General features: G+C 56.9%; 18 protein-coding genes. 17 read left to right on the top strand and 1 reads right to left on the bottom strand.

Annotation, left to right across the window (positions count from 1 at the left end; genetic code table 11):
• Positions 1-9: 9 nt before the first annotated feature.
• From FDK21_RS09400 to pnp, 17 genes are all read left to right on the top strand, one after another.
• Complete coding sequence (locus tag FDK21_RS09400) at positions 10-867, top strand: lysophospholipid acyltransferase family protein (RefSeq protein WP_198662799.1); 858 nt, start codon at positions 10-12, stop codon at positions 865-867.
• Between the two features lie 204 nt (positions 868-1,071).
• The gene (gene miaB, locus FDK21_RS09395) at positions 1,072-2,439 is read left to right on the top strand and encodes a tRNA (N6-isopentenyl adenosine(37)-C2)-methylthiotransferase MiaB (RefSeq protein WP_138148294.1); all 1,368 of its coding nucleotides are present in this window, start codon (positions 1,072-1,074) and stop codon (positions 2,437-2,439) included.
• 194 nt (positions 2,440-2,633) lie between these two features.
• Positions 2,634-3,740, top strand: coding sequence for a PhoH family protein (locus FDK21_RS09390; RefSeq protein ID WP_114008603.1), 1,107 nt, complete (start codon positions 2,634-2,636; stop codon positions 3,738-3,740).
• The gene (gene ybeY, locus FDK21_RS09385) at positions 3,737-4,267 is read left to right on the top strand and encodes an rRNA maturation RNase YbeY (RefSeq protein WP_138148293.1); all 531 of its coding nucleotides are present in this window, start codon (positions 3,737-3,739) and stop codon (positions 4,265-4,267) included. Before FDK21_RS09390 ends, ybeY begins: the two co-directional genes overlap by 4 nt.
• A 184-nt stretch (positions 4,268-4,451) precedes the next feature.
• The gene (locus FDK21_RS09380) at positions 4,452-5,600 is read left to right on the top strand and encodes a transporter associated domain-containing protein (protein WP_171022013.1); all 1,149 of its coding nucleotides are present in this window, start codon (positions 4,452-4,454) and stop codon (positions 5,598-5,600) included.
• A 141-nt stretch (positions 5,601-5,741) separates the two neighbouring features.
• A complete protein-coding gene (lnt, locus tag FDK21_RS09375) occupies positions 5,742-7,349 on the top strand; it encodes an apolipoprotein N-acyltransferase (RefSeq protein ID WP_138148291.1) in 1,608 nt (535 codons plus the stop codon).
• Positions 7,350-7,531: 182 nt separating this feature from the next.
• Positions 7,532-7,945, top strand: coding sequence for a helix-turn-helix transcriptional regulator (locus FDK21_RS09370; RefSeq protein ID WP_114008097.1), 414 nt, complete (start codon positions 7,532-7,534; stop codon positions 7,943-7,945).
• Between the two features lie 315 nt (positions 7,946-8,260).
• Positions 8,261-9,433, top strand: coding sequence for a methionine adenosyltransferase (metK, locus tag FDK21_RS09365; RefSeq protein ID WP_138148290.1), 1,173 nt, complete (start codon positions 8,261-8,263; stop codon positions 9,431-9,433).
• A 121-nt stretch (positions 9,434-9,554) separates the two neighbouring features.
• Positions 9,555-10,292, top strand: coding sequence for a tRNA (guanosine(46)-N7)-methyltransferase TrmB (gene trmB / locus FDK21_RS09360; RefSeq protein WP_114008604.1), 738 nt, complete (start codon positions 9,555-9,557; stop codon positions 10,290-10,292).
• Positions 10,293-10,621: 329 nt separating this feature from the next.
• Positions 10,622-11,227, top strand: coding sequence for a ribosome maturation factor RimP (gene rimP, locus FDK21_RS09355; RefSeq protein WP_114008099.1), 606 nt, complete (start codon positions 10,622-10,624; stop codon positions 11,225-11,227).
• A 12-nt stretch (positions 11,228-11,239) separates the two neighbouring features.
• A complete protein-coding gene (gene nusA, locus FDK21_RS09350; RefSeq protein ID WP_138148289.1) occupies positions 11,240-12,982 on the top strand; it encodes a transcription termination factor NusA in 1,743 nt (580 codons plus the stop codon).
• A 181-nt stretch (positions 12,983-13,163) separates the two neighbouring features.
• Positions 13,164-13,817 (top strand): RNA-binding protein, encoded by a 654-nt coding sequence (locus FDK21_RS09345; protein ID WP_171022011.1) that lies wholly within the window; start codon positions 13,164-13,166, stop codon positions 13,815-13,817.
• Between the two features lie 26 nt (positions 13,818-13,843).
• Entirely contained in the window at positions 13,844-16,804 is a 2,961-nt protein-coding gene (gene infB / locus FDK21_RS09340) for a translation initiation factor IF-2 (protein WP_138148287.1), read from the top strand.
• 194 nt (positions 16,805-16,998) lie between these two features.
• Positions 16,999-17,421, top strand: a complete 423-nt coding sequence (gene rbfA / locus FDK21_RS09335) for a 30S ribosome-binding factor RbfA (RefSeq protein WP_114008103.1) — start codon at positions 16,999-17,001, stop codon at positions 17,419-17,421.
• A complete protein-coding gene (gene truB / locus FDK21_RS09330; protein ID WP_114008104.1) occupies positions 17,402-18,511 on the top strand; it encodes a tRNA pseudouridine(55) synthase TruB in 1,110 nt (369 codons plus the stop codon). Before rbfA ends, truB begins: the two co-directional genes overlap by 20 nt.
• Positions 18,495-18,764: a 30S ribosomal protein S15 gene (rpsO, locus tag FDK21_RS09325; protein ID WP_114008105.1), complete on the top strand. Its 270-nt coding sequence runs from the start codon at positions 18,495-18,497 to the stop codon at positions 18,762-18,764. Before truB ends, rpsO begins: the two co-directional genes overlap by 17 nt.
• Positions 18,765-19,127: 363 nt before the next feature.
• Complete coding sequence (pnp, locus tag FDK21_RS09320) at positions 19,128-21,254, top strand: polyribonucleotide nucleotidyltransferase (RefSeq protein WP_114008107.1); 2,127 nt, start codon at positions 19,128-19,130, stop codon at positions 21,252-21,254.
• Positions 21,255-21,424: 170 nt separating this feature from the next.
• Here pnp and FDK21_RS09315 read toward each other — a convergent pair whose 3' ends face one another.
• Complete coding sequence (locus FDK21_RS09315) at positions 21,425-22,996, bottom strand: bifunctional diguanylate cyclase/phosphodiesterase (RefSeq protein WP_138148286.1); 1,572 nt, start codon at positions 22,994-22,996, stop codon at positions 21,425-21,427.
• Positions 22,997-23,012: the final 16 nt, after the last annotated feature.

The following is a 23,012-nucleotide window of genomic DNA, read 5'->3' as shown; positions in this document are numbered from 1 at the left end:
GGTCCTTTCATGGAACCATTGTCTTCAAAGAACACTTTGGCATCAATCCGCGCCAGTTTGGCCACAGCACTGATCACAGTGGTTGCTCTGATCCTGATCCCTGTCCAGTATCTCTCGGTCACCTTGTCTCTGCCGACCAAGCGCTGGATTCCGGTGCTGTTTCACCGCATTGTCTGCTTCGCGCTTGGGGTGCGTGTCACCGTGCATGGAGCATGCGTACGCGACGGGTCTGTCCTGATTACCGCAAACCATTGCTCATGGCTGGACATTTCGGTGCTGAGCCGGGTGCAGCCCCTATCCTTCATCGCCAAGTCGGAAGTGGCCTCTTGGCCGATTTTCGGCCTGTTTGCCAAGCTGCAACGTTCGATCTTCGTCAATCGCACCAAGCGGACCGAAACCGGCGATATCGCCAAGGAAATCGCCAAGCGCCTCAAGGAAGGCGACGCGATGGTGCTGTTTGCCGAGGGCACGTCATCGGATGGCAATCGGGTCCTACCGTTCCGCACCGCGCTGATTGGTGCGGCCAAGGCGGCGATGGTGGCCGACATGCGCGACGCCCGCAAGAAAGGCATCGAGCAAGAGGAGCAACCGGTCTGGATCCAGCCGCTTTCGGTTGCCTATAACGGCTTGCAAGGCATGCCGATGGGGCGTCAGCACCGCCATCTTGCTGCATGGTACGGGGATATGGACCTGGTGCCCCATCTCTGGACGATCATGAAAGAAGGGGCGGTCGATGTGACCCTGACCTTCGGCGAGCCGATCCCGTTTGGGGCGGACGCCAACCGCAAGCAGGTGGCGATCAGGGCCGAAGAGATTGTGCGAGCCAACATGCTGCGCGACCTGCTCAACTACAAGTGCCCTGCCTAGCGGTGTCACCCACCCTGTCAACGGCCACCTGAGGGCAGCAAACCGTCTCCCGCGCCCCGGTGGCCTATCCTCGGCTTTCACGCCTTTCATGCTGCCATCTTTAGGCCTTTTGCCTTTGCAAAATGCGGGAAAAAGGTTTAAAGGGGTGCGCTATCGCTAACGCCAGCCCTTCCAGCCATTGATACCTGACCGGATAGAGACCTGATGACCGCCTTTGAAAATAAGAAAGTCTTTGTGAAGACCTATGGATGCCAGATGAATGTCTATGATTCCGACCGTATGGCGGATTCGCTGGCAACCAAGGGCTACAGCCAGACCAACGATATGAGCGAGGCGGATCTGGTCATTCTCAATACCTGTCACATTCGTGAGAAGGCCGCCGAAAAGGTCTATTCCGAGCTTGGCCGTATCCGCAAGGTCAAGCAGGAAAAGGCCGAAGCCGGCAAGGGTGACATGAAGATCGGCATTGCCGGTTGCGTGGCGCAGGCCGAAGGTGAGGAAATCATGCGCCGTGCGCCGGTGGTTGATATGGTGGTCGGGCCGCAGGCCTATCACAAACTGCCGGATTTTCTCGACCGCACCGACAGGGGCGAGCGGGTGGTCGAGACCGATTTCCCGGTCGAAGACAAATTCGCCGCTTTGCCCAATGCCAAAAAGGAAGTCACCCGCAAGCGTGGTGTCAGTGCCTTTCTCACCGTTCAGGAAGGGTGCGACAAATTCTGCACCTTCTGCGTGGTGCCCTATACACGCGGCGCTGAAGTGTCCCGTCCGGTGGCGCAGATTGTCGACGAGGCCAAACGGCTGGCCGATGCCGGGGTGCGTGAGGTCAATCTGCTGGGCCAGAATGTCAATGCCTATCACGGGGTTGGTCCGGATGGCGCGGATTGGGGCCTTGGGGAGCTGTTGTTCCATCTGGCTGAAATCGATGGGCTGGATCGCCTGCGCTATACCACCAGCCATCCACGCGACATGGATGATGTGCTGATGGCCGCCCATCGCGACCTCGATTGCGTGATGCCTTATTTGCATCTGCCGGTGCAATCCGGGTCTGACAAAATTTTGGCGGCCATGAACCGTCAGCATAGCTATGACGATTATGTGCGGCTGATCGACCGGATCCGCGCGGTGCGCCCTGACATTGCCCTGTCTGGGGATTTTATCGTCGGCTTCCCTGGCGAGACGGAAGCGGATTTCGAGGATACCATGCGCATTGTGCGCGAGGTAACCTATGCCTCCGCCTTCAGCTTCAAATATTCACCACGCCCGGGCACACCGGCAGCTGACAGTGATGAGCAGGTGGCCGAAGCGATCAAGTCAGAGCGGCTTTACCGGTTGCAGGCCCTTTTGGCCGAGCAGCAGAAAGCCTTTAACGCCTCCAAGGTCGGCACCGAGATGACCGTGCTGCTGGAGCGCAAGGGGCGCGAGCCAGGGCAGCTGGTTGGCAAGTCGCCATGGCTACAAGCTGTGCAAGTTGACGCACCAGAAGAGTTGATTGGTGAAATTGTCACAGTTACCATCGATAGTATGGGCACCAACAGTTTGTTTGGTACCATGCTGGCGAAACAAGGCTGACGATGCGACCCTCGCGAGCCCTTGACCGACGTCCTGTCGGAGATGGTTTGATGCAGGCGGGTCGCCAAGGTGCAGTTGAGGATAGTTGAAGGGATAAGCGTTTGAGCGATCAACGCCGCGACAAGGGAAAGGGCCGTAAGGGCCACCCGGACCGGGATCAAAAAGCCAGCAAGGCTTTGTCAGCCGCCTCCGACATGGGGCATATTGTTCTCTCCTATGACGACAATCGTCTCGCCGCCGATTTGTTTGGCGAATATGACCAGAATCTGGCGCGCATCGAGCAGAAACTGAATATCGAGGCAATCGCCCGTGGCAACCGCGTGACCATCAAGGGGCCGGGAGATCTGTGCGATCAGGCCAAGATGGTGCTCGATAGCCTGTATCATCGTCTGCAGGACGGCGACCTGATCGAGCAGGCCGATGTTGACGGCGCCATCCGCATGGCGCAGGCCGCTGATGAACAATTGATGCTGCCTGATGTGGTGCCCAATGGGGGCGAGGGCGCAGGCAAAATGAATTTTGCCCAGATTGCCACCCGCAAGAAAAAGCTGACCGCCCGAACAGCGACGCAGGATGCCTATATCAGGGCGATGGATCGTGCCGATCTGATTTTTGGCACCGGCCCCGCCGGGACCGGCAAGACCTATCTGGCGGTTGCCTATGCGGCGGCCTTGCTGGAACGCGGTGTGGTCGAGCGAATCATTCTGTCCCGCCCAGCGGTGGAAGCAGGCGAACGGCTTGGCTTTCTGCCCGGTGACATGAAGGAAAAGGTCGATCCCTATTTGCGGCCCCTTTATGATGCGCTCTATGACATGATGCCGCCGGACAAGGTGGAGCGGGAGCTGGATGCCAAGGTGATCGAGATTGCCCCTTTGGCCTTCATGCGTGGCCGGACCCTGTCCAATTCGGTGGTCATTCTTGACGAAGCGCAGAATACCACTTCGATGCAGATGAAGATGTTTCTGACGCGTCTGGGTGAAAATTCGAAGATGATCATCACCGGCGACCCGAGCCAGATCGATTTGCCCAATGGCGAGCAATCGGGGCTGGTGCAGGCCATGGATCTGCTTTCGGATATTCCCTCGATTGTCCGGGTGCAATTCACTGCAGAAGATGTGGTGCGCCATGAACTGGTGATGCGGATCGTCAATGCCTATGACGAAGATGCCCGCCGCAGGGCACTGGCCCGCCGCCTGCTTGATCGTGAAGCGGTGCGCACCCGGCAGGCCGAGGAGCATTTGCCACCAATGGAAGAGGTCGGCGATCCGGTTTATGCTGAAGATGGTGAGGGCGAGGCATGAGCGTCGTGGTCGAGCCAGCAGTCTCGCTGATCAAGGACCGGCTCATCGAATCCGAGCTTTGGCAGGAGTTGGATGATCTGGAAAGGGTCATCGACCGGGCCATCGAGGCAGCCAAGCTTTTTGCCATCAAAGAGGAAGGCATCGCCTTCCGGCCGGACTGCGAAGTGTCGCTGGTCTTTACGAATGACGCGGCCATTCGTATTCTGAATGGGTCTCATCGCGGCAAGGACAAGGCAACCAATGTGTTATCTTTCCCGCAGGATGAAGATGCCGACATTTATGGGCCTATGCTGGGCGATATCGTCTTTGCCTATGAGACCGTCGAACGAGAAGCAGCCGAGTTGGGGCTTGCATTCTCCGATCACCTAACCCATCTGTGTGTTCATGGTTTTTTACATTTGCTGGGCTATGACCATATAGAAGCGGACGAGGCCGACAAGATGGAGAGCGTCGAAATCGCGATCCTCGACAGACTTGGTCTCGCCAACCCATATGCGGGCACAGTGCCGCTTGATATGCCAGACTGAGTTTGGCTGAAATTTTCGTTGGCCAGTCTCTGCAAAACGCACTGGTCCTGACCCTTTTGTTAGATTGAGAGCGCAAGCTGTTGCCGAGCGCCGAGAAAAAATGAACGACCCCGACCCTTCCGAGCCAAGCAGGCTTGAGCCGCCAATTCAGATCGCAGCGCAACCGGAGAGCCGGCCAGAAAGCATGTCCGAAGTACATGAGACAACCAATGGTCATGGCAGCTGGCTGAAGCGCCTGACCAATGGCTGGCTATCGCGCCTCTCCAATACCACCCTGCGATCCCAGATGGAGGGCGCACTGGCCGAGGATGACGGGGAGGACGAGACCTTCTCAGCCGACGAAAAAGCGATGTTGCGCAACATTCTGGCCTTGCAGGAAATGCGGGTTGATGACGTGATGATCCCGCGGGCCGAAATCAACGCGGTGGAAGATGACGTCACGTTGGGCACATTGTTGGCCATCTATAGCGATGCGGGGCATTCTCGCCTGCCGGTCTATCGCGAAACCCTCGACGATCCGGTCGGCATGGTCCATATCAAGGATGTGGTCGATCTGATGACACGGGAATCGAGCCTTGTCGAGGACGGTGCGGCGTCGGAACCGACGGCCGATCTGGTGGCCGAAAATACCGAAGCGGTGCGTCTGCTGGGCGAGGATCCTGCGGATCTGCTCGAACCCGATGCACTGAGCAACCATCCGCAGAATCTTACAGCTGTCGATCTCGAACGCCCCTTAAAGGAACTGGGGGTGATCCGGGATATTCTGTTTGTCCCGCCTTCAATGCCTGCGGTTGACCTGATGGCAACGATGCGGGCGGAACGCACCCAGATGGCGCTGGTGATTGACGAATATGGCGGCACGGACGGTCTGGTCTCCCTTGAAGATGTGGTCGAAACCGTGGTTGGAGACATCGAAGACGAGCATGACGATGAGGATGAAATCCATATCGTCAAAGCCGGAACCAATCTGTTCATCGCAGATGCAAAGGCCGAACTCGATGATGTGATGGCGACAATCGGCATGCCGCTGCCATTGGATGATGAATCCATGGAAGAAGTTGATTCCCTTGGAGGTTTCATCTTCACTCTGATTGGCCGCATTCCGGTGCGCGGGGAATTGATCGCTGTCAGTGACGGCTTGGAATTCGAGATCATGGAAGCGGACAGACGCCGTATCCGTCGTATCAAGATCCGCCTGAAGCCGACCAAGAAGCCTATCAAGCGATCCTTCACTCTGGGCCGCGACAAAGAGGGTGGCTTAGAGCCTGCGGCTGACGCATCTCTGGCTGAGTCCCGCCCCGAGAGCCCTGAGCCGGGTTCGCAGAAAATGTAAGGCGGCAGATGAGGCTGCGTTGCCAGCTCAGCCCTGCCCAATAGGTCAAAGCCATGCCCGCAATTCGTCTTGACCTTTGCCGCCTATCCAGATTTCTGGTGTCTGGAGCGCGATTCGTCTGATTCGGGAGACATTTCCGGCATGCAACTTTTCATTTCCAATCTGATCCTGCTGGCTGGCTGGCAACGGCTGGGTCTGGCCTTTGCCGCAGGCGCTCTGGCCAGTCTGGGGCAGGCCCCTCTTGGGTGGTTTCCGATCCTGTGGCTAAGCCTTCCGCTGCTGATCTGGCTCATGGATTCCGCCTCGCTGGCCAAGCGCGGCCGGTCTGCCTTCTGGTCGATGGCGCGGGTCGGCTGGATGTTCGGCTTCGGATTTTTTCTCCTCACCTTCTATTGGTTGGGGGCTGCCTTTCTGGTGGAAGCAGACAAATTCGCCTGGGCAATGCCGCTGGCAGTGCTGGTCTTGCCTGCCGGGCTGGCTCTGTTCTGGGCGGTTGCCTGCGGTCTTTGCTCCCTTGTCTGGTCTGCTTCGCCCCTGCGCATCTTGTGGCTCGCGCTTGCATTGTCGGCAGTGGAATGGCTGCGCGGCTTTGTGCTGACCGGGCTTCCTTGGGGGGGATTCGGCATGGTGCTCGGGTCCAATGACATCACCATGCAGACCCTGTCGCTGGTCGGGCCGGATGGCTTGACGTTGATCGCACTGCTGGTCTTTGCGCTGCCCGCCTTGTGGTTCTCCAACCGCGACGCCGCTGCCCCACGTCTTGGCCGCATTTTGAGCCTGCTGGTGGGGCTGTTGTTTGTTGGCCAGCTCGGCTATGGCACGTATCGACTGAGCCTGACGGGTAAAGAGAGTGCATTGCAACCGGTTGCCAGACTGGTACAACCCAATATTCCACAGAAAGAAAAATGGAAATTTGAAAATCGCGCGTGGATTTTCAACAAGCTTCTGGCGCTTACGACCATAGATGGTGAAGAAACCCCTTTAAAATCGGTCAATTTGGTGCTGTGGCCGGAATCCTCCCTACCCTTTTTTCTGATGGAACAGCCCGGCGCATTGGCGGCAATTTCGCAAAGCTTGCCCGAGGGAGTTGATCTGCTGACGGGAGCGCTGAGACGGGAACCGGGCCAGGATGCCGGGATCGGGCATGGCGATTCGGTCTATAACTCGATCTATCATCTGAATGCCGACGGCACCATTCTCGATTCCTACGACAAGGTGCATCTGGTGCCGTTTGGCGAGTTTCTGCCCAAGCAAACTTGGCTCGAAGCCATTGGACTTGAACAGCTTACGGCGCAGAAATCCGGCTTTAAGGCCGGTTCCAAGCGTTCACTGCTGACGATCGAGCGTTGGGGGAACCTGCTTCCGGTCATTTGCTATGAAGCGGCCTTTTCTTCCGAACTTCTTCGCTACCCGGACGGTGCCGACTGGATCCTCAATGTCACCAATGATGCCTGGTTCGGTGCAACTTCTGGTCCATGGCAACATTTGCAACTGGCGCGCATGCGCGCGGTTGAAACAGGCCTACCTGTGATACGTGTCGCCAATACGGGCATATCAGCCATCATTGACGGGCGCGGCCAGCTGATTGCACAACTTTCCCTCGAGCAAGAGGGCATTCTGCAGGCAAAGCTGCCTTCAAAACTAACAAAAACCCCTTACGCTAGGTTAGGAAGTGTCGTTTTTTTAGGCATTTGGGTAATTTTGTTTCTTACAACGGTAGGTATTGGAAGAAAACCAAACATCCCTTGACAGGATGAATTGACAGAAGTGGTCCCTACACGGCAGTATTGCAATATCCCTATCGCAAATTGAAAGGCGCACAGTAAGCGTCACAGGGAAAACCACGAGAAGCGGAACTCGTTTTCAAACCAGTCAGGCATGCATAATTGTTGCCACAAAGAGCAACGTGCCAAACAATAAAAGAGAGCCAAATGGCCAGTAAAAAAGCACCAAACCCGATCGATATCTATGTTGGAAGTCGTGTACGACTTCGCCGCATGATGCTCTCCATGAGCCAGGAAAAACTGGGTGAGCATCTGGGCATCACGTTTCAGCAGATTCAGAAATATGAAAAAGGCACCAACAGGATTGGCGCCAGCCGTCTGCAGCATATTGCAACCGTGCTGGAAGTCCCTGTCTCCTTTTTCTTCGAAGACGCACCGGGCAGCCCTCAGGAAGCCGCGGGCCTTGCTGAATCCAAGTCTGAAAATTACGTCATCAATTTCCTTTCCTCGTCCGAAGGGCTGCAGTTGAACCGCGCCTTCGTTCAGATCAAGGAGCCAAAGGTGCGACGCAAGATTGTCGAACTGGTGCGGGAAATTGCAGGCGACAATGCAGACAATTAAGACATGATCCTTCAGCCTATCGGTCCTTCGACCTGAAAGGCGGGATTATTGCAACAAGCCAAGAGGTGGTAACATCTCTTGGCTTTTTTATTTTCTGGACCGTTTTTTCTGGACCGTTTTTTCTGGACCGTTTTTTCTGGGCTTTTGTTTTCGGAATAGGTCATTGGTTCCATTCTGTTTGTCGTTGGGGCAACGCTCTTTGGGATTCGTTCACTTTGAGCGGCCTAGTGGAAGGGTTAGGATTGCGTCTCAAGGAGTGATGTGATAACGACATATAGAAACCTTTATATCCCAGTTAAAAGAAACCTATCTGACATGGCCAGAAAAGAATATTTGTTCACCAGCGAGTCCGTTTCCGAAGGGCACCCTGACAAAATCTGTGACCGCATTTCCGACGCGATTGTCGACGCTTTTCTAAAGCTCGACCCTTATGCGCGCTGTGCCGTTGAGACCATGGCTACCACCAACAAGGTCATCTTGTCCGGTGAAGTGCGTGGCCCTGCCAGCATCGATGCTGACGTGATGGAGCAAACAGCCCGCCGCGTTATCAAGGAGATCGGTTACGAGCAGGACGGCTTCCACTGGGAAAATGCCGACATCGACATTTATGTGCATGAGCAGTCCGCTGACATTGCGCAAGGTGTGGATGAGGCCGATGGCAAGGATGAAGGCGCGGGCGATCAGGGCATCATGTTCGGATACGCCACCAATGAGACGCCTGAGCTGATGCCAGCACCGATCCTGTATGCCCACCGCATCCTGCGTCTGATCGCAGAAGCCCGGCATGCAGGCACCGAAACACGTCTTGGACCAGATGCCAAGAGCCAGCTGACCCTGCGCTATGTCGATGGCAAACCGGTTGAGGTCACCTCTCTGGTTCTGTCCACCCAGCATTATGATCCAAGCCTGACATCTGCCGATGTCCGTGCGATCGTCACCCCTTACATCGAAGCCGCTCTGCCGGAAGGCTGGCTGACCGACAACACCGTCTGGCACGTCAACCCAACCGGCAAGTTTGTCATTGGTGGCCCGGACGGCGACGCAGGCCTGACCGGGCGCAAGATCATCGTTGACACCTATGGTGGCGCAGCCCCCCATGGTGGTGGTGCCTTCTCCGGCAAGGATCCAACCAAAGTGGACCGCTCGGCGGCTTATGCCGCGCGCTATCTGGCCAAGAATGTGGTAGCGGCCGGTTATGCTGAGCGCTGCTCGATTCAGTTGGCCTATGCGATTGGCGTGTCCGAACCATTGTCGCTCTATGTTGATTGCTACGGCACCGGCACGGTGAAGGAAAGCGTGATCGAGAAGGCTCTCTGGGAGAGCATGTCTCTGACCCCGCGCGGCATTCGGACCCATCTGGGCCTGAACAAACCAATTTATGAACGCACCGCGGCCTACGGCCATTTCGGGCGCGCACCATCTGACGATGGCGGCTTCTCGTGGGAGAAGACCGATCTGGTTGACAAGCTTCGCTCGCTGATCGGCTGATCGATCCTTTTGCCACGGTGTCTTGCGACATCACAAAGGCCCGCCTTGTCAAAGGCGGGCCTTTATGCATTATGGCGCACATCTTGTCTCTGCTCCTTTCACTTTCAGACCACCGACTGTCATGACCGAATCTTCTTCTCCCAAACCGCGCTTCCGCCCTTCCAAATCCCGCCTGATAGAAGAACAGGTCGCCACGGCCTTTTTTGGACGCCGCAAGGGCAAGCCCTTGAGCCCGACCCAGCTAAAGCTGGTCGATGACCTGCTGCCAACAATCAGCGTCAATCCGTCTGAACCGATCAGCGACATTCAATCGATCTTTTCGCACGCGCCCAAGACCGTCTGGCTGGAAATCGGCTTTGGCGGCGGAGAGCATATGGTGCGGCAGGCGATGGAGAATCCCGCTGTTGGCATCATCGGCTGTGAGCCTTTCATCAATGGTGCGGTCAAGGCGCTGGGCCAGATCGAGAAGGAAGGCATCGAAACCATTCGGATGTATGACGAAGATGCAGCCCATGTGCTTGACTGGCTGCCGGACGCATCAATTGACCGGATTTTCCTGCTCTATCCAGACCCATGGCACAAAAAGCGCCACTGGAAGCGCCGGTTTGTCTCGGATCGCAACCTCAAACGCTTCGTGCGGGTATTGAAGCCCGGCGGGATCTTCCGCTTTGCTTCCGATATTGAGGATTATGTGGAATGGACGCTCGAGCATGTGGCAGCGGTGCCCGAGCTGGTCGAGCAATGCCAGAACCCGGCTGAACGACTGGAAGCCTATCCGGACTGGAAGCGGACGCGCTATGAAGAAAAAGCCTTTCGTGAGGGGCGTAAACCGCAATATCTCAGCTTTCTGCGTATTTGATCCAAGACTTGATCCGGACAAAACCGATGTGGACTTGCAATTTGCTGCTAAATCGGTGTATAAGTCCTCCAAAATCTAGACAAGCTGTTTAGAGTGGGCCCACCGGACCCGCTCTTTTTTATTGGCGGCTCTCCGCTCGGGCAGCAAAATCTGGTACAAGTAAGATCGGCACGCGTTTCGTTTCCGGCCTGTTGCAGGCTTGAAGGCGGCTCGCCCGGTCCGAGGGGGACGAGAAAGGCAGCAAGCCGTGCCAAGCATGTCCCAGAATGATGATGACGACGCAGCCTGACCAAATAGGGGCTGCGATCAGATACGGAGACTGGCTTTCCATGGTTGAAAGCACTGAAATGCAAGCCGGAACTGAAGCCCGCCTTTTTAGCGAAAAAGGCCTTGAGGCCCGTGTTGCCAGCATTGTTGAACCGGTGATCGTCGATCTCGGTTTCGATCTGGTGCGGGTTCGGATCACCGGAGACAATGGCTGCACTGTCCAGATCATGGCGGAGCAGCCGGACGGCACCATGACGATTGATGGCTGCGAGACCGTGTCGCGCGCGGTGTCGCCCGTGCTCGACGTGGAAGACCCGATCGACAAGGAATATTATCTCGAAGTGTCCTCGCCGGGCATCGACCGGCCGCTGGTCCGCAAGCGTGATTACATCGCATGGGCCGGCCATGAGGCAAAGATCGAGTTGAGCCAGCCGATTGACGGTCGGCGCCGCTATCGTGGCATGCTGGACGGTGTCGAAGGAGAGGATCTGAAACTGATCCTGCCAGACGCGCCGAAAGACACCGACCCAAATGTAAAAGTTCCGCTTTCCCAACTGGGCGAAGCCAAGCTGGTGATGACCGACAAACTGATGGATATGGCAATGAAAAGCCAGTCCGCTGAAGACGCTGAAGTGGTTGAGGCCCCTTCTGCCGACGCACAGGAATAGGAGACGCTGAGAATGGCAATCAGTGCAAACCGTCTTGAACTTCTGCAGATCGCAGATGCCGTGGCGCGTGAAAAGTCAATTGATCGGATGATCGTGATCGGGGCCATGGAGGACGCCATCCAGAAGGCAGCGCGCTCCCGCTATGGTCAGGAAACCGAAATCCGGGCGACCATAAACCCGCGCACTGGCGACACCCGTCTTGAGCGTCTGCTGGAAGTGGTCGAAGTGGTCGAGGATTACGCAACCCAGATCGCGCTGGTCGATGCACAGGACAAGCATCCGGACGCCAAGATCGGTGATACGGTGGCTGATTTGCTGCCGCCACTGGAATTTGGCCGCATCTCGGCTCAGTCCGCCAAGCAGGTGATCGTGCAGAAAGTGCGCGAAGCCGAGCGTGATCATCAGTATGAAGAGTTTAAGGACCGTCAGTTCGAGATCGTCAATGGTCAGGTCAAGCGTGTCGAATATGGCAACGTGACCGTCGATATTGCCGGCAGCGAAGCGATTGTCCGCCGCGATGAGCTGATTGCGCGCGAAGCCTTCCGTCCCGGCGACCGCATCCGCGCCATCATCTTTGATGTGCGCCGTGAGCAACGTGGACCGCAGGTCTTCCTGTCGCGGACCCATCCGCAATTCATGGCCAAGCTGTTTGCTCAGGAAGTGCCGGAAATCTATGATGGCATCATCACCATCAAATCCGTTGCCCGTGATCCCGGATCCCGCGCCAAGATTGCCGTGATTTCCTCGGACAGCTCGATCGATCCGGTCGGCGCCTGTGTCGGTATGCGTGGCTCTCGTGTGCAGGCCGTTGTGAACGAGTTGCAGGGCGAGAAAATCGACATCATTCCCTGGTCTGAAGATCCTGCGACCTTCATCGTCAATGCCTTGCAGCCGGCCGAAGTGGCCAAGGTGGTTCTGGATGAAGACAGCGAGCGCATCGAAGTGGTGGTGCCGAATGATCAGCTGTCGCTGGCCATTGGCCGTCGCGGTCAGAATGTGCGTCTTGCTTCCCAGCTGACCGGTTGGGACATCGACATCATGACCGAGGAAGAGGAATCCGAGCGTCGCCAGAAGGAATTCAACGAGCGCGCCGAACTCTTCATGGAAGCGCTGGATGTGGATGATATTGTGGCCCAGCTGCTGGCGTCCGAAGGCTTCACCTCGATTGAGGAAGTCGCCTATGTGGATGCAAGCGAAGTGTCCGACATTGAAGGCTTTGACGAGGAAACCGCGCAGGAACTGCAGACCCGTGCCAACGAATATCTCGAAGCACAGGCCCAGCAGCTCAATGAAGAGCGCATCGCGCTTGGCGTGTCCGACGATCTGCTGGAAATTTCAGGCCTGACCCTGCCAATGCTGGTGGGTCTTGGCAAGGACGGCATCAAGACCATTGAAGATCTGGCCGGTTGCGCAACCGACGATCTGGTGGGTTGGTCCGAACGCAAGGATGGCGAAGTCAAGCGCTTCAAGGGTGCTTTGTCCGATTACGACATTTCCCGTCAGGAAGCCGAAGACATTATCATGCTGACCCGCGTTGCGGCTGGCTGGATCGAGCCTTCCGAACTTCTGAGCGAAGAAGAAGCTGCGGAATATGAGCAGCTGGAAAGCGAAGACGAAGACAGTCTGGCGGATTTCGACGGCGTAGACACTGAAACCGAAGGTGATGTGGAAGACGAAGCGGAAGACGACGCCGAAGCGGAAGACGACGCCGAAGCGGAAGACGAAACCGACTCTGAAGAACAAGAAGAGCGGTAAGCAGGCAACCGGCGATCCGCCTGCGCGGGTCGCCCGTTCCAAATGCGTTCGGAATGAACTCGTTTAAGGTTGTTTTTTGGCATTTTCGGCGGTTGAAGGACCTCCGGAGGGGCCAAAGAGCAAAAAAACACGTCTGAAGGCCCGACAGGATTTGACATCATTGGTCCGGAAAGGATAAATCGTGCCGCGTAAGAGCGAACAGACCACGCGACAATGTCTGGTTACACGGGACATTTTGACCAAGGACGAGATGATCAGATTTGTCCTCGCTCCTGACGACAGCGTGGTGCCGGATCTCAAAATGCGGTTACCCGGACGTGGGGTCTGGGTGACGGCGCGCATGGAATTGGTGCAGCAGGCAGCTCAGAAGGGGTTGTTTGCGCGCGGTTTCAAACAGAAAGTCACGCTCCCTGACAGGCTGGCAGAGCTGGTCGCGGAGCAACTGGAACTGGGTTGCCTGTCGGCCCTTTCGATGGCGCGCAAGGCCGGACAGATTGTCACTGGCTTTGCCAAGGTCGAAACGGCTATTGCGCAGGGCTCTGCAATTGGCCTAATACATGCGTCAGATGCCGCAGAAGATGGCCAGAAAAAATTGGCTCAGGTCGTGCGACGCCATTTGGGCAGCGACGGTGAACTTCCTCTTGTTCGCCGGTTCAGCGCCGAGGCACTCAGCACAGCCCTTGGGCAGGGAAATGTGGTACATGGCGCGTTGCTGGCGGGATCCGCTGGCAAGGCGGTTCGCAACCAGGTTGCTAGGCTTGATGCCTATCTGCAGCCAGACATACGAGATTCGGACAGCGGCCAGGATGATCGGCACGCTGCAGACGCCTCCTAGAGGCAGCGAAGGATATTGACCGAGACATGAGTAACGAAAACAACAACGACAACACCAATGGCCCAACCGAGAAGAAGACCCTGTCTCTTGGTAAGAATGTCGGCCAAGGCACCGTGAGACAGAGCTTCTCCCATGGGCGCTCCAAAGCGGTGGTTGTCGAGAAAAAGAAACGCCGCTTCACCGCACCAGGTGATGCCGGGAAACCTGCTGCCAAGCCAGCTGGCGACACGCCCGCCAAGGAGGCCGCACAGCCAAGTGCTGATGCTGCACCGAGCAAATCGGGTGGTGGACAGGCCCCTGCGGCTGGCGGCAAGCCAAGAGCCGGTGGCGGTGGCAAGGGCCAACGTCAGGGCCAGCGCAACCGTCAGGGCAATGGCGGCGGTGGTCAGGGCCAGGGTGCTTCTTCTCAGCGCAATCTGACTTCTTCGGAAAATGCAAAACGCCTCCAGGCGCTTGAAGCTGCGAAAGTTCGCGCTCGCGAAATGGAAGTGCGCAAGAAAGAAGAAGAAGAGCGCCGCAAGATTGAAGATGCCCGTCGCAAGGCTGAAGCCGAAGCGGCTGCCAAGCGCAAGGCTGAAGAAGACGCCGCGCGGGCAGTGGCAGAAGCAGAAGCCCAAAAGGCCGAAGAAGAGCGCAAGGCACGCGAAGCCGCAGAAGCCGCGGCCTCTGCCCAGGCCAAGCCGGAGAAACCCGCAGAGCGGGCCCCTGCCCGTTCAGACGAGCGCTCTGGCGACCGTCCACAACAACGCACAGGTGACCGTCCGCCGCGCACGGGAGATCGCCCGCCACGCACAGGTGACCGTCCTCCACGGACCGGTGATCGTCCCCCGCGCACAGGAGATCGCCCACCACGGACCGGTGACCGTCCTCCACGCACAGGGGATCGCCCGCCACGCGCTGGTGGTGACCGTCCAGGCGGTGCACGTCCAGCAGGCGCCCGCCCTGGTGGTGCGCGTCCGGGAGCTGGTGGTGGTTTTGCCCCGGCAGCGCCAGATCCGACTGCGGAAGGCAAGCCAGGTGCAAAAACGCTCAAGCCAGCGCCAAAACGTGTGCGTCCGGAAGATCCGAACCGCCAGCAGCCAGCCAAGCCGAAGAGCGATGACCGTCGTCGTGGCCGCCTGACGCTGAGCAACGCGCTGAATGAGAATGAACGGGAACGCTCGCTCGCTTCCATGCGTCGCCGTCGCCAGAAGCAGAAGGCTGCAATGGTGGATACGCCGCGCGAGAAGGTCTTCCGCGAAGTGGTCATTCCTGAAACCATTACCGTTCAGGAACTGGCCCAGCGCATGACCGAACGGGCCGTTGACGTGATCAAGATTCTGATGAAACAGGGCCAGATGGTCAAAACCGTCGATCTTCTTGATGCAGACACCGCACAGCTGGTGGCCGAAGAACTGGGCCACAGTGTAAAACGTGTCGCCGCGTCGGATGTTGAAGAAGGTTTGTTCAACAAGAGCGATAGCGAAGAAAGCCTTGCATCCCGTCCGGCCGTGGTGACCATTATGGGTCACGTTGACCATGGTAAGACGTCGCTGCTTGATGCGCTTCGCGAAGAGAATGTGGTCAAGGGTGAAGCCGGTGGCATTACCCAGCATATCGGTGCTTATCAGGTCGAACAGAATGACCAGAAAATCACCTTCATCGATACGCCAGGCCACGCTGCCTTTACCGAAATGCGTGCCCGTGGTGCCAAATCGACCGATATCGTGGTTCTCGTGGTCGCTGCCGATGACGGCGTGATGCCGCAGACCATCGAAGCGATCAACCATGCCCGTGCCGCGGACGTGCCAATCATTGTGGCGGTCAACAAGATCGACCTGCCTGCCGCCGACCCAAGCCGTGTGCGCAACGAATTGCTGCAGCATAATGTGTTTGTCGAAAGCATGGGCGGTGACGTGCTCGAAGTGGAAGTGTCTGCCAAGCAGCGCCTCAACCTCGACGATCTGCTCGAAGCCATTCTGATGCAGTCCGAAATCCTTGAACTGCAAGCCAACCCGGACCGCGAAGCCGATGGCATCGTGGTTGAGGCCAAGCTCGACAAGGGCCGTGGTCCTGTGGCCACCGTACTGGTGCAAAATGGTACCCTGAAAGTCGGCGACATTGTCGTGGCTGGCGAACAATGGGGTAAGGTTCGCGCGCTGATCGATGACAAAAACGACAAGGTTGACGAAGCAGAGCCTTCCAAGCCGGTCGAAATTCTCGGCTTTGATGCAGCCCCTGACGCTGGTGACCAGTTTGCGGTTGTTGAAACCGAAGGTCGGGCACGAGAAATCACCGACTACCGGATTCGCAAGAACAAGGATCTGGCGGCGGCGAAAGCCAACAAGGGCTCGCTTGAGCAGATGCTCAGCAACCTCAAGGCCAGTGGCGATTCCCAATCCTTCCCGCTTGTCATCAAGGGTGACGTGAAGGGCTCGGTGGAAGCCATCATCGGTGCGCTGGACAATATCGGCAACGAGGAAATCTCGGCGCAGGTGCTGCATTCCGGTGTCGGCGGTGTAACCGAATCGGACGTGACCCTGGCCGCGGCCTCCGGTGCGCCGATCCTGGCCTTCAACGTGCGTGCCAACGCACAGGCGAAACAGGCTGCTGAACAAAAAGGCGTCGAGATCCGCTATTACAACATCATCTACGATCTGACCGATGATGTGAAAGCGGCGATGTCCGGTCTGTTGTCGCCAGAAGTGCGCGAGACCTTCATCGGTTACGCCGAAATCCTGGAAGTGTTCAACATCACCAAGGTTGGCAAGGTCGCGGGTTGCCGCGTTACCGAAGGCACCGTGGAACGCGGCACGGGCGTCCGTTTGCTGCGCGACAATGTGGTCATTCATACTGGCAAGCTGTCGACCCTGAAACGCTTCAAGGACGAAGTGAAGGAAGTCAATGTTGGTCAGGAATGCGGTATGGCCTTCGAGAATTATCAGGACCTGCGTGCGGGTGACCAGATCGAGTGCTTCCGCGTTGAAGAAATTGCCCGCTCGCTGTAAGGCAGGGCGTGGACATAACAAGCCAACGGTCACTGACAGATTGGCTTAACCAAGTTCGGCAAAGGTCGAAGCGCAAGCTTTGACCTTTGCGCATTTTGCCGTAAAGACTGACAGAACCGGTTTGATGACCGGGTCTGATATCCGGCAGGGTCGGTCCAATCCCGGTCCCTGTCCTCAACTTTTTGGAATAGATCATGGGACGTGGTTCTCACAAAGGCGGTGGCATGCCATCGCAACGCCAGCTGCGCGTCGGCGAGCTGGTTCGCAAATCCCTATCCGAATGCCTGACCCGAGGCGAGCTGATTGACCCTTTCCTGGAGACCCATGTGATCTCCATTCCAGAGGTGCGCATGAGCCCGGACCTGACGCTGGCCACTGCCTTCGTCATGCCGCTCGGTGCAACCGGGCAGGAAAAGGCGATTGTCGATGCCCTCAACGGGCATAAAAAATATCTTCGCGGCAGGCTGGGCCGCGATCTGGCGATGAAACATACACCGGATCTGCGCTTCCGCTATGACGAGACCTTTGATGAAGCCTCTCGGATTGATGCGCTTTTGAGCTCCCCGCGGGTGGTTCAGGATCTCAAGCGTGACGAAGATGACGGCGAAGACGAGTGAGGGTGATCCAGTGACTGACGACCAGATCGAAGGCGCAGCATCCCGCTCTGACGAGGACGCGCCCCGCAAGCCGCGCAAAAAGAAACAGCAATTCCGCGCCAAGCGTCGCACGGACGTGCATGGCTGGATCGCACTCGACAAGCCGCTCAACATGACCTCAACGCAGGCCGTTGGCGCCATCAAGCGGATCTTCAACGTCAAGAAGGTCGGCCATGCGGGCACCCTCGATCCATTGGCGACCGGTTGTCTGCCGATTGCCATAGGCGAAGCGACCAAGACCGTTTCCTTTGTCATGGACGGGGTGAAGGAATATGAATTCACGGTGCGTTGGGGTGAGGAAACCGCAACGGATGATGCGGAAGGGGAGCTGACCGACAGCTCGGCCCATCGCCCGACCGAGGACGAGATCGACGCCTGTCTTGACCATTTTACCGGTACCATCATGCAGGTGCCACCCGCCTTCTCGGCGATCAAGGTCAATGGCGAACGCGCCTATGATCTTGCGCGCGATGGGGAAGAGGTGAAACTGGCCGCCCGGCCAATCACTGTGCATGAGCTGGACCTCGTGGAAGTCATCGACGAGGATACCGCCGTTTTTGTCGCCGAATGTTCCAAAGGAACCTATGTGAGGTCCTTAGCGCGGGATATTGGGCGGCATCTTGGAACGCGAGGCCATGTGATTGGCCTGCGTCGGCTCCTTTCCGGCCCATTTCGTGAGGAAATGCTAATTTCGCTGGACGATTTGGAACGGTTGAGCCATAGTGCGCCCGACGAGCCAGGGCCAAAAACCGGGCTCGCTGATGCCTTGCTTCCTGTGGAGACCGCGCTGGACGACATCCCGGCACTGGCCATAAACAGGAACGCCGCAGCAAGACTACGCCGAGGTCAATCGGTGCTGCTGCGAGGACAGGATGCTCCCATCGAAGGGTATGCCGCTGCCATGAATGCCGGCATGCTGGTCGCAATTTGCGAAATCATCGAGGGAGAACTCTGGCCGAGGCGCGTTTTCAATCTGCCTGATCATCCACCCGTTTTCAACAATGGGGATCAGCAAAACAATCAAGGAGAAAACGATGTCGATCACTGCTGAACGCAAGCAAGAACTGATCAAAGAATATGGCACCAAAGAAGGCGACACCGGTTCCCCTGAGGTTCAGGTTGCTGTGCTTACCGAGCGTATTGTCAATCTGACTGAGCACTTCAAGTCTCACAAGAAAGATAATCACTCGCGTCGTGGCCTTCTGAAACTGGTTTCCCAGCGTCGTAAGCTGCTTGACTATGTCAAAGCAAAAGACGAAGCGCGTTATCAGGATCTGATCAAGCGTCTGAAGCTGCGTCGCTAATCCAAAAAAACGCGGCAGCCACATGGTTGCCGCGTTTTTGATATTTGTTGGTCCGCAAGATGCTTACCAAGCATTCACCGAGCGGACCCTGTTTCCTCCGCAATAGATGCACTCCTTTTGCAATCGGCTTGCATGCGGGGAAAGTCCATCGGTCGCTCTGGTTCTAAGTCACCAGAGACGCTAAACACAGAAAGTGAATCAGTGCCGAAACGGATATACTGATTCAATGTCTCACTGGCAGGATTGCCAGCAGCTTCTTTCCCCTTGCCGCAAAAAAGCTGCTCGTTGTCTTGCCCGTGAGTGAACTCAATCACGCTCCACCTTTGTCCGTATATTGGAGCAGTATGCAAAGAGGACATTTAAATGTTCGATATTCAACGCGAAGAAATTGAATGGGCCGGCCAAACGCTGACCCTCGAAACCGGCAAGGTTGCCCGTCAGGCTGACGGCGCCGTCGTCGCCTCTCTGGGTGGCACCACCGTTCTGGCCACCGTTGTTTCGGCCAAACAGCCAAAGCCGGGCCTCGATTTCTTCCCCCTGACCGTCAATTATCAGGAAAAAGCCTACGCGGCTGGCAAGATTCCTGGCGGTTATTTCAAACGCGAAGGTCGTCCAAGCGAGAAGGAAACCCTTGTTTCCCGTCTGATCGACCGTCCGATCCGTCCGCTGTTCGTCGAAGGCTACAAGTGCGAAACCCAGGTCATCATCACCGTGATGAGCCATGATATGGAAAATGACCCGGACATCCTGGCGATGGTTGCGGCTTCTGCTGCCCTGACCCTGTCCGGCGTGCCTTTCATGGGCCCAATCGGTGGTGCGCGCGTTGGCATGATCAATGGCGAATTCGTGCTCAACCCACCGGTTGACCAGATGGATGAATCCACCCTGGACCTGATCGTTGCCGGTACCACCGACGCGGTTCTGATGGTGGAATCCGAAGCGCAAAATCTCTCCGAGCAGACCATGCTCGACGCTGTGATGTTCGGTCATCGTGGCTTCCAGCCAGTGATCGAAGCGATCATCCGTCTGGCTGAAAAAGCAGCCAAAGAGCCTCGCGACTTTGTCACCCCTGACAATAGCGAGCTGAAAGCCAAAGTGCTCGAGATTGTCGGCTCCGAGCTGGCAGACGCTTACAAAATCACCTCCAAAACCGAACGCCGCGATGCGGTTGATGCGGTGAAGGCGAAAGTGGTCGAAGCCCTGTGCGACGAAGAGAATGAAGAAGCGCCTGCCAAATCGCTGGTTGGTGACGTCTTCAAAAAGGTCGAAGCCGGCATCGTTCGTGGTCAGATCATCGAAACCAGCTCGCGCATCGATGGCCGTGATCTCTCCACCGTCCGTCAAATCGTGTCTGAAGTCGGCACCCTGCCACGCACCCACGGCTCTGCCCTGTTCACCCGTGGTGAAACGCAGGCAATCGTTGTTGCGACCCTTGGCACCGGTGACGACGAGCAGTTTGTTGACTCGCTCGAAGGCACCTACAAGGAAACCTTCCTGCTGCATTACAACTTCCCTCCATATTCCGTTGGTGAAGCTGGCCGCATGGGGTCCCCAGGGCGTCGTGAAATCGGTCACGGCAAACTTGCTTGGCGTGCGGTTCGTCCAGTTCTGCCTGCTCATCATGATTTCCCATACACCCTGCGTGTTGTGTCCGAGATCACCGAATCCAACGGGTCTTCTTCGATGGCCACCGTTTGCGGCACCTCTCTGGCGCTGATGGATGCCGGTGTGCCTCTGAAGGCTCCGGTTGCCGGTATCGCCATGGGTCTGATCAAGGAAGGCGACAAGTTTGCCGTCCTCAGCGACATTCTGGGTGATGAAGATCACCTCGGCGACATGGACTTCAAAGTGGCTGGTACCTCTGAGGGCATCACCTCGCTGCAGATGGACATCAAGATCGACGGCATCACCGAAGAGATCATGAAAGTCGCTCTGGAGCAGGCCAAAGGCGGTCGTCTCCACATTCTGGGTGAAATGGGCAACGCTTTGTCCGAAGCCCGTCCGGAAGTTGGTGAGCATGCTCCACGCATCGAAACCATCAAAATTCCGGTCGACAAAATCCGTGAAGTCATCGGCTCCGGCGGCAAAGTCATCCGTGAAATCGTCGAGAAAACCGGCGCCAAGATCGACATCAACGACGACGGCACCATCAAGGTTGCTTCTTCCGACGGCGCAGCCATCACCGCTGCTCTTAACTGGATCAAGTCGATTGCGGCCGAGCCGGAAGTTGGCGAGATCTACAAGGGCAAGGTTGTCAAAACCGTCGATTTCGGCGCGTTCGTCAACTTCTTTGGTGCCCGCGACGGCCTCGTACACATTTCCCAGCTGACCCCGAAACGCACCAACAAGGTGACCGACGTGGTCAAGGAAGGCGATGCCGTCTTCGTCAAGCTGCTGGGCTTTGATGAGCGTGGCAAGGTTCGCCTGTCGATGAAAATGGTCGATCAGGAAACCGGTGAAGAAATCAAGGAAGAGAAGAGCGAAGACTAAGCGCTTGGCGCTTACCGTTCTCTGAAAATCAGAAAGCCCGTCAGATCTGCTCTGACGGGCTTTTTTTGTCGCGTGATGCGAGATGTCATTCGAAGGGAAACTTGCCGCTCAGGGCCCCTCAGGGGACAGGTGACGGCACGAAAAGCGCTCGGCAAGCCCTTAACGCCTTGTCACGCGCAGAGATGGGGGTTGCGGATCAGCTTGAGCCCGTGCATCTCGCTTTCATGGTTCGGTTCCGGCTCGGTCATCTCGAACCCCGGCGCCTGTGCCAGATCGTGCGGCCGATCGAGCAGGAAGCCCTGTGCATGATGACAGCCAGCGATCCGCAGCATTTCCATGGTTTCCTTGTCCTCGATGCCTTCGGCCGTGATCGAGATATCGAGGCTCTTGCCAATGCCGATGACGGCGGAAATAATCGCCATGTTGCCGTTGCTCTGATTGAGATCACGAACAAAGGAACGATCCAGCTTGATCTTGTCGATCGGGAAGGCGGACAGGTAGCTCAGCGAAGAATAGCCGGTGCCGAAGTCATCCAGTGCAATGGAAATGCCCATGGCCCGCAGCTGGTTGAGGGTTTCGATGGTGCGCTGACTGGTCTGGATGAATAGACTTTCGGTCACCTCCAGCTCCAGCCGTTCCGGCGGCAGGCCGGTTTCCTCGAGTATACGGGCCACATTGGGCACCAGATCGGATTTCTGGAACTGGATCGGCGACAGGTTTACCGCAACTTTCAGCGGCTGGCGCCAACTGGCGGCGCGGCGGCAGGCCTCTCTGAGCGCATAATCCGAGAGCGGCAGAATGAGGCCATTGCGTTCAGCAAGGGGAATGAAGGTGCCCGGCGAAATCCAGCCTCGGGTCGGATGGTTCCAACGCATCAGAGCCTCAAAGCCCACCTGCCTGCCGGTCTGCAAACAGAACTGGCCCTGATAATGAAGGCAGAATTCACGATTGGCGATGGACTTACCCATTTCCTGCGACAGCTCATGGTCGATATGGGCGCGGACATCCTGACGTTGCTCAAACATGCAGACCTGATCGCGCCCTTCCTGTTTGGCGCGCAGCAGAGCCATTTTGGCATGCTGAAGCAGATTGGCCGTGCGGTAGCCATGGTCCGGAAACAGCACAAAGCCGCCAGAGACAGTGATGTCAATCGGGCGGCCATGAAAGCGGTAGGACTGTTTCAGATAGGCATGCAGAATCTCGATACGGTTGGGAAAATCGCTGCTTGCCCCAATATCATCGAGCAAAATCGCAAATTCGTTGCCAGAAAGACGAGCGACCAGCTTGGGATCCCTTTGGAAATGCTGCAGGCGGATCGCAAATTCCTGTAACAGCAGATCCCCGTTCTCGGTACCGAGGATCGTATCGAGCTCCTTGAACCGGTCTATGTCCACCAACACCAGCGCAAAAGGGGTGTTTTGATATTCCGGCGATCGTGCGCGACTGTAAAGTGTGGAGAGAAAGAGTTGGCGATTAGACAGACCGGTCAAATTGTCCTTGGTCTTCAGCTTCTCCAGATGGCAGCGGTCGCGCTCACCTCGATTTTTTGCCCCTTGTGTTGCAATGAGGAAGGAGTAGGCGCCCAGCATTCCAAGCAGCAATATCGGGATCTGACGGATCAGCGGATCGCTGTATAGAGATAGACCCAGGGCCACAAGCATCATCACCCCGAGGGAGAACAGTTTGACGCTCGTATTGAGGTTCGGATCGCGCTGCAAGTAAGGACCTGACGATTCGGACATGATGACTCTCGGAATT

The organism is Cohaesibacter sp. CAU 1516, assembly GCF_005771485.1.
In the GTDB taxonomy this organism is placed as follows: domain Bacteria; phylum Pseudomonadota; class Alphaproteobacteria; order Rhizobiales; family Cohaesibacteraceae; genus Cohaesibacter; species Cohaesibacter intestini.
This window is presented reverse-complemented; position numbering and strand designations above follow the sequence as displayed.

Bases quoted from the DNA above. Each gene is read 5' to 3' on its own strand.
- FDK21_RS09400 (WP_198662799.1), top strand. From the start codon at position 10: ATGGAACCATTGTCTTCAAAGAACACTTTGGCATCAATCCGCGCCAGT.
- miaB (WP_138148294.1), top strand. From the start codon at position 1,072: ATGACCGCCTTTGAAAATAAGAAAGTCTTTGTGAAGACCTATGGATGC.
- FDK21_RS09390 (WP_114008603.1), top strand. From the start codon at position 2,634: ATGGGGCATATTGTTCTCTCCTATGACGACAATCGTCTCGCCGCCGAT.
- ybeY (WP_138148293.1), top strand. From the start codon at position 3,737: ATGAGCGTCGTGGTCGAGCCAGCAGTCTCGCTGATCAAGGACCGGCTC.
- FDK21_RS09380 (WP_171022013.1), top strand. From the start codon at position 4,452: ATGTCCGAAGTACATGAGACAACCAATGGTCATGGCAGCTGGCTGAAG.
- lnt (WP_138148291.1), top strand. From the start codon at position 5,742: ATGCAACTTTTCATTTCCAATCTGATCCTGCTGGCTGGCTGGCAACGG.
- FDK21_RS09370 (WP_114008097.1), top strand. From the start codon at position 7,532: ATGGCCAGTAAAAAAGCACCAAACCCGATCGATATCTATGTTGGAAGT.
- metK (WP_138148290.1), top strand. From the start codon at position 8,261: ATGGCCAGAAAAGAATATTTGTTCACCAGCGAGTCCGTTTCCGAAGGG.
- trmB (WP_114008604.1), top strand. From the start codon at position 9,555: ATGACCGAATCTTCTTCTCCCAAACCGCGCTTCCGCCCTTCCAAATCC.
- rimP (WP_114008099.1), top strand. From the start codon at position 10,622: ATGGTTGAAAGCACTGAAATGCAAGCCGGAACTGAAGCCCGCCTTTTT.
- nusA (WP_138148289.1), top strand. From the start codon at position 11,240: ATGGCAATCAGTGCAAACCGTCTTGAACTTCTGCAGATCGCAGATGCC.
- infB (WP_138148287.1), top strand. From the start codon at position 13,844: ATGAGTAACGAAAACAACAACGACAACACCAATGGCCCAACCGAGAAG.
- rbfA (WP_114008103.1), top strand. From the start codon at position 16,999: ATGGGACGTGGTTCTCACAAAGGCGGTGGCATGCCATCGCAACGCCAG.
- truB (WP_114008104.1), top strand. From the start codon at position 17,402: ATGACGGCGAAGACGAGTGAGGGTGATCCAGTGACTGACGACCAGATC.
- rpsO (WP_114008105.1), top strand. From the start codon at position 18,495: ATGTCGATCACTGCTGAACGCAAGCAAGAACTGATCAAAGAATATGGC.
- pnp (WP_114008107.1), top strand. From the start codon at position 19,128: ATGTTCGATATTCAACGCGAAGAAATTGAATGGGCCGGCCAAACGCTG.
- FDK21_RS09315 (WP_138148286.1), bottom strand. From the start codon at position 22,996: ATGTCCGAATCGTCAGGTCCTTACTTGCAGCGCGATCCGAACCTCAAT.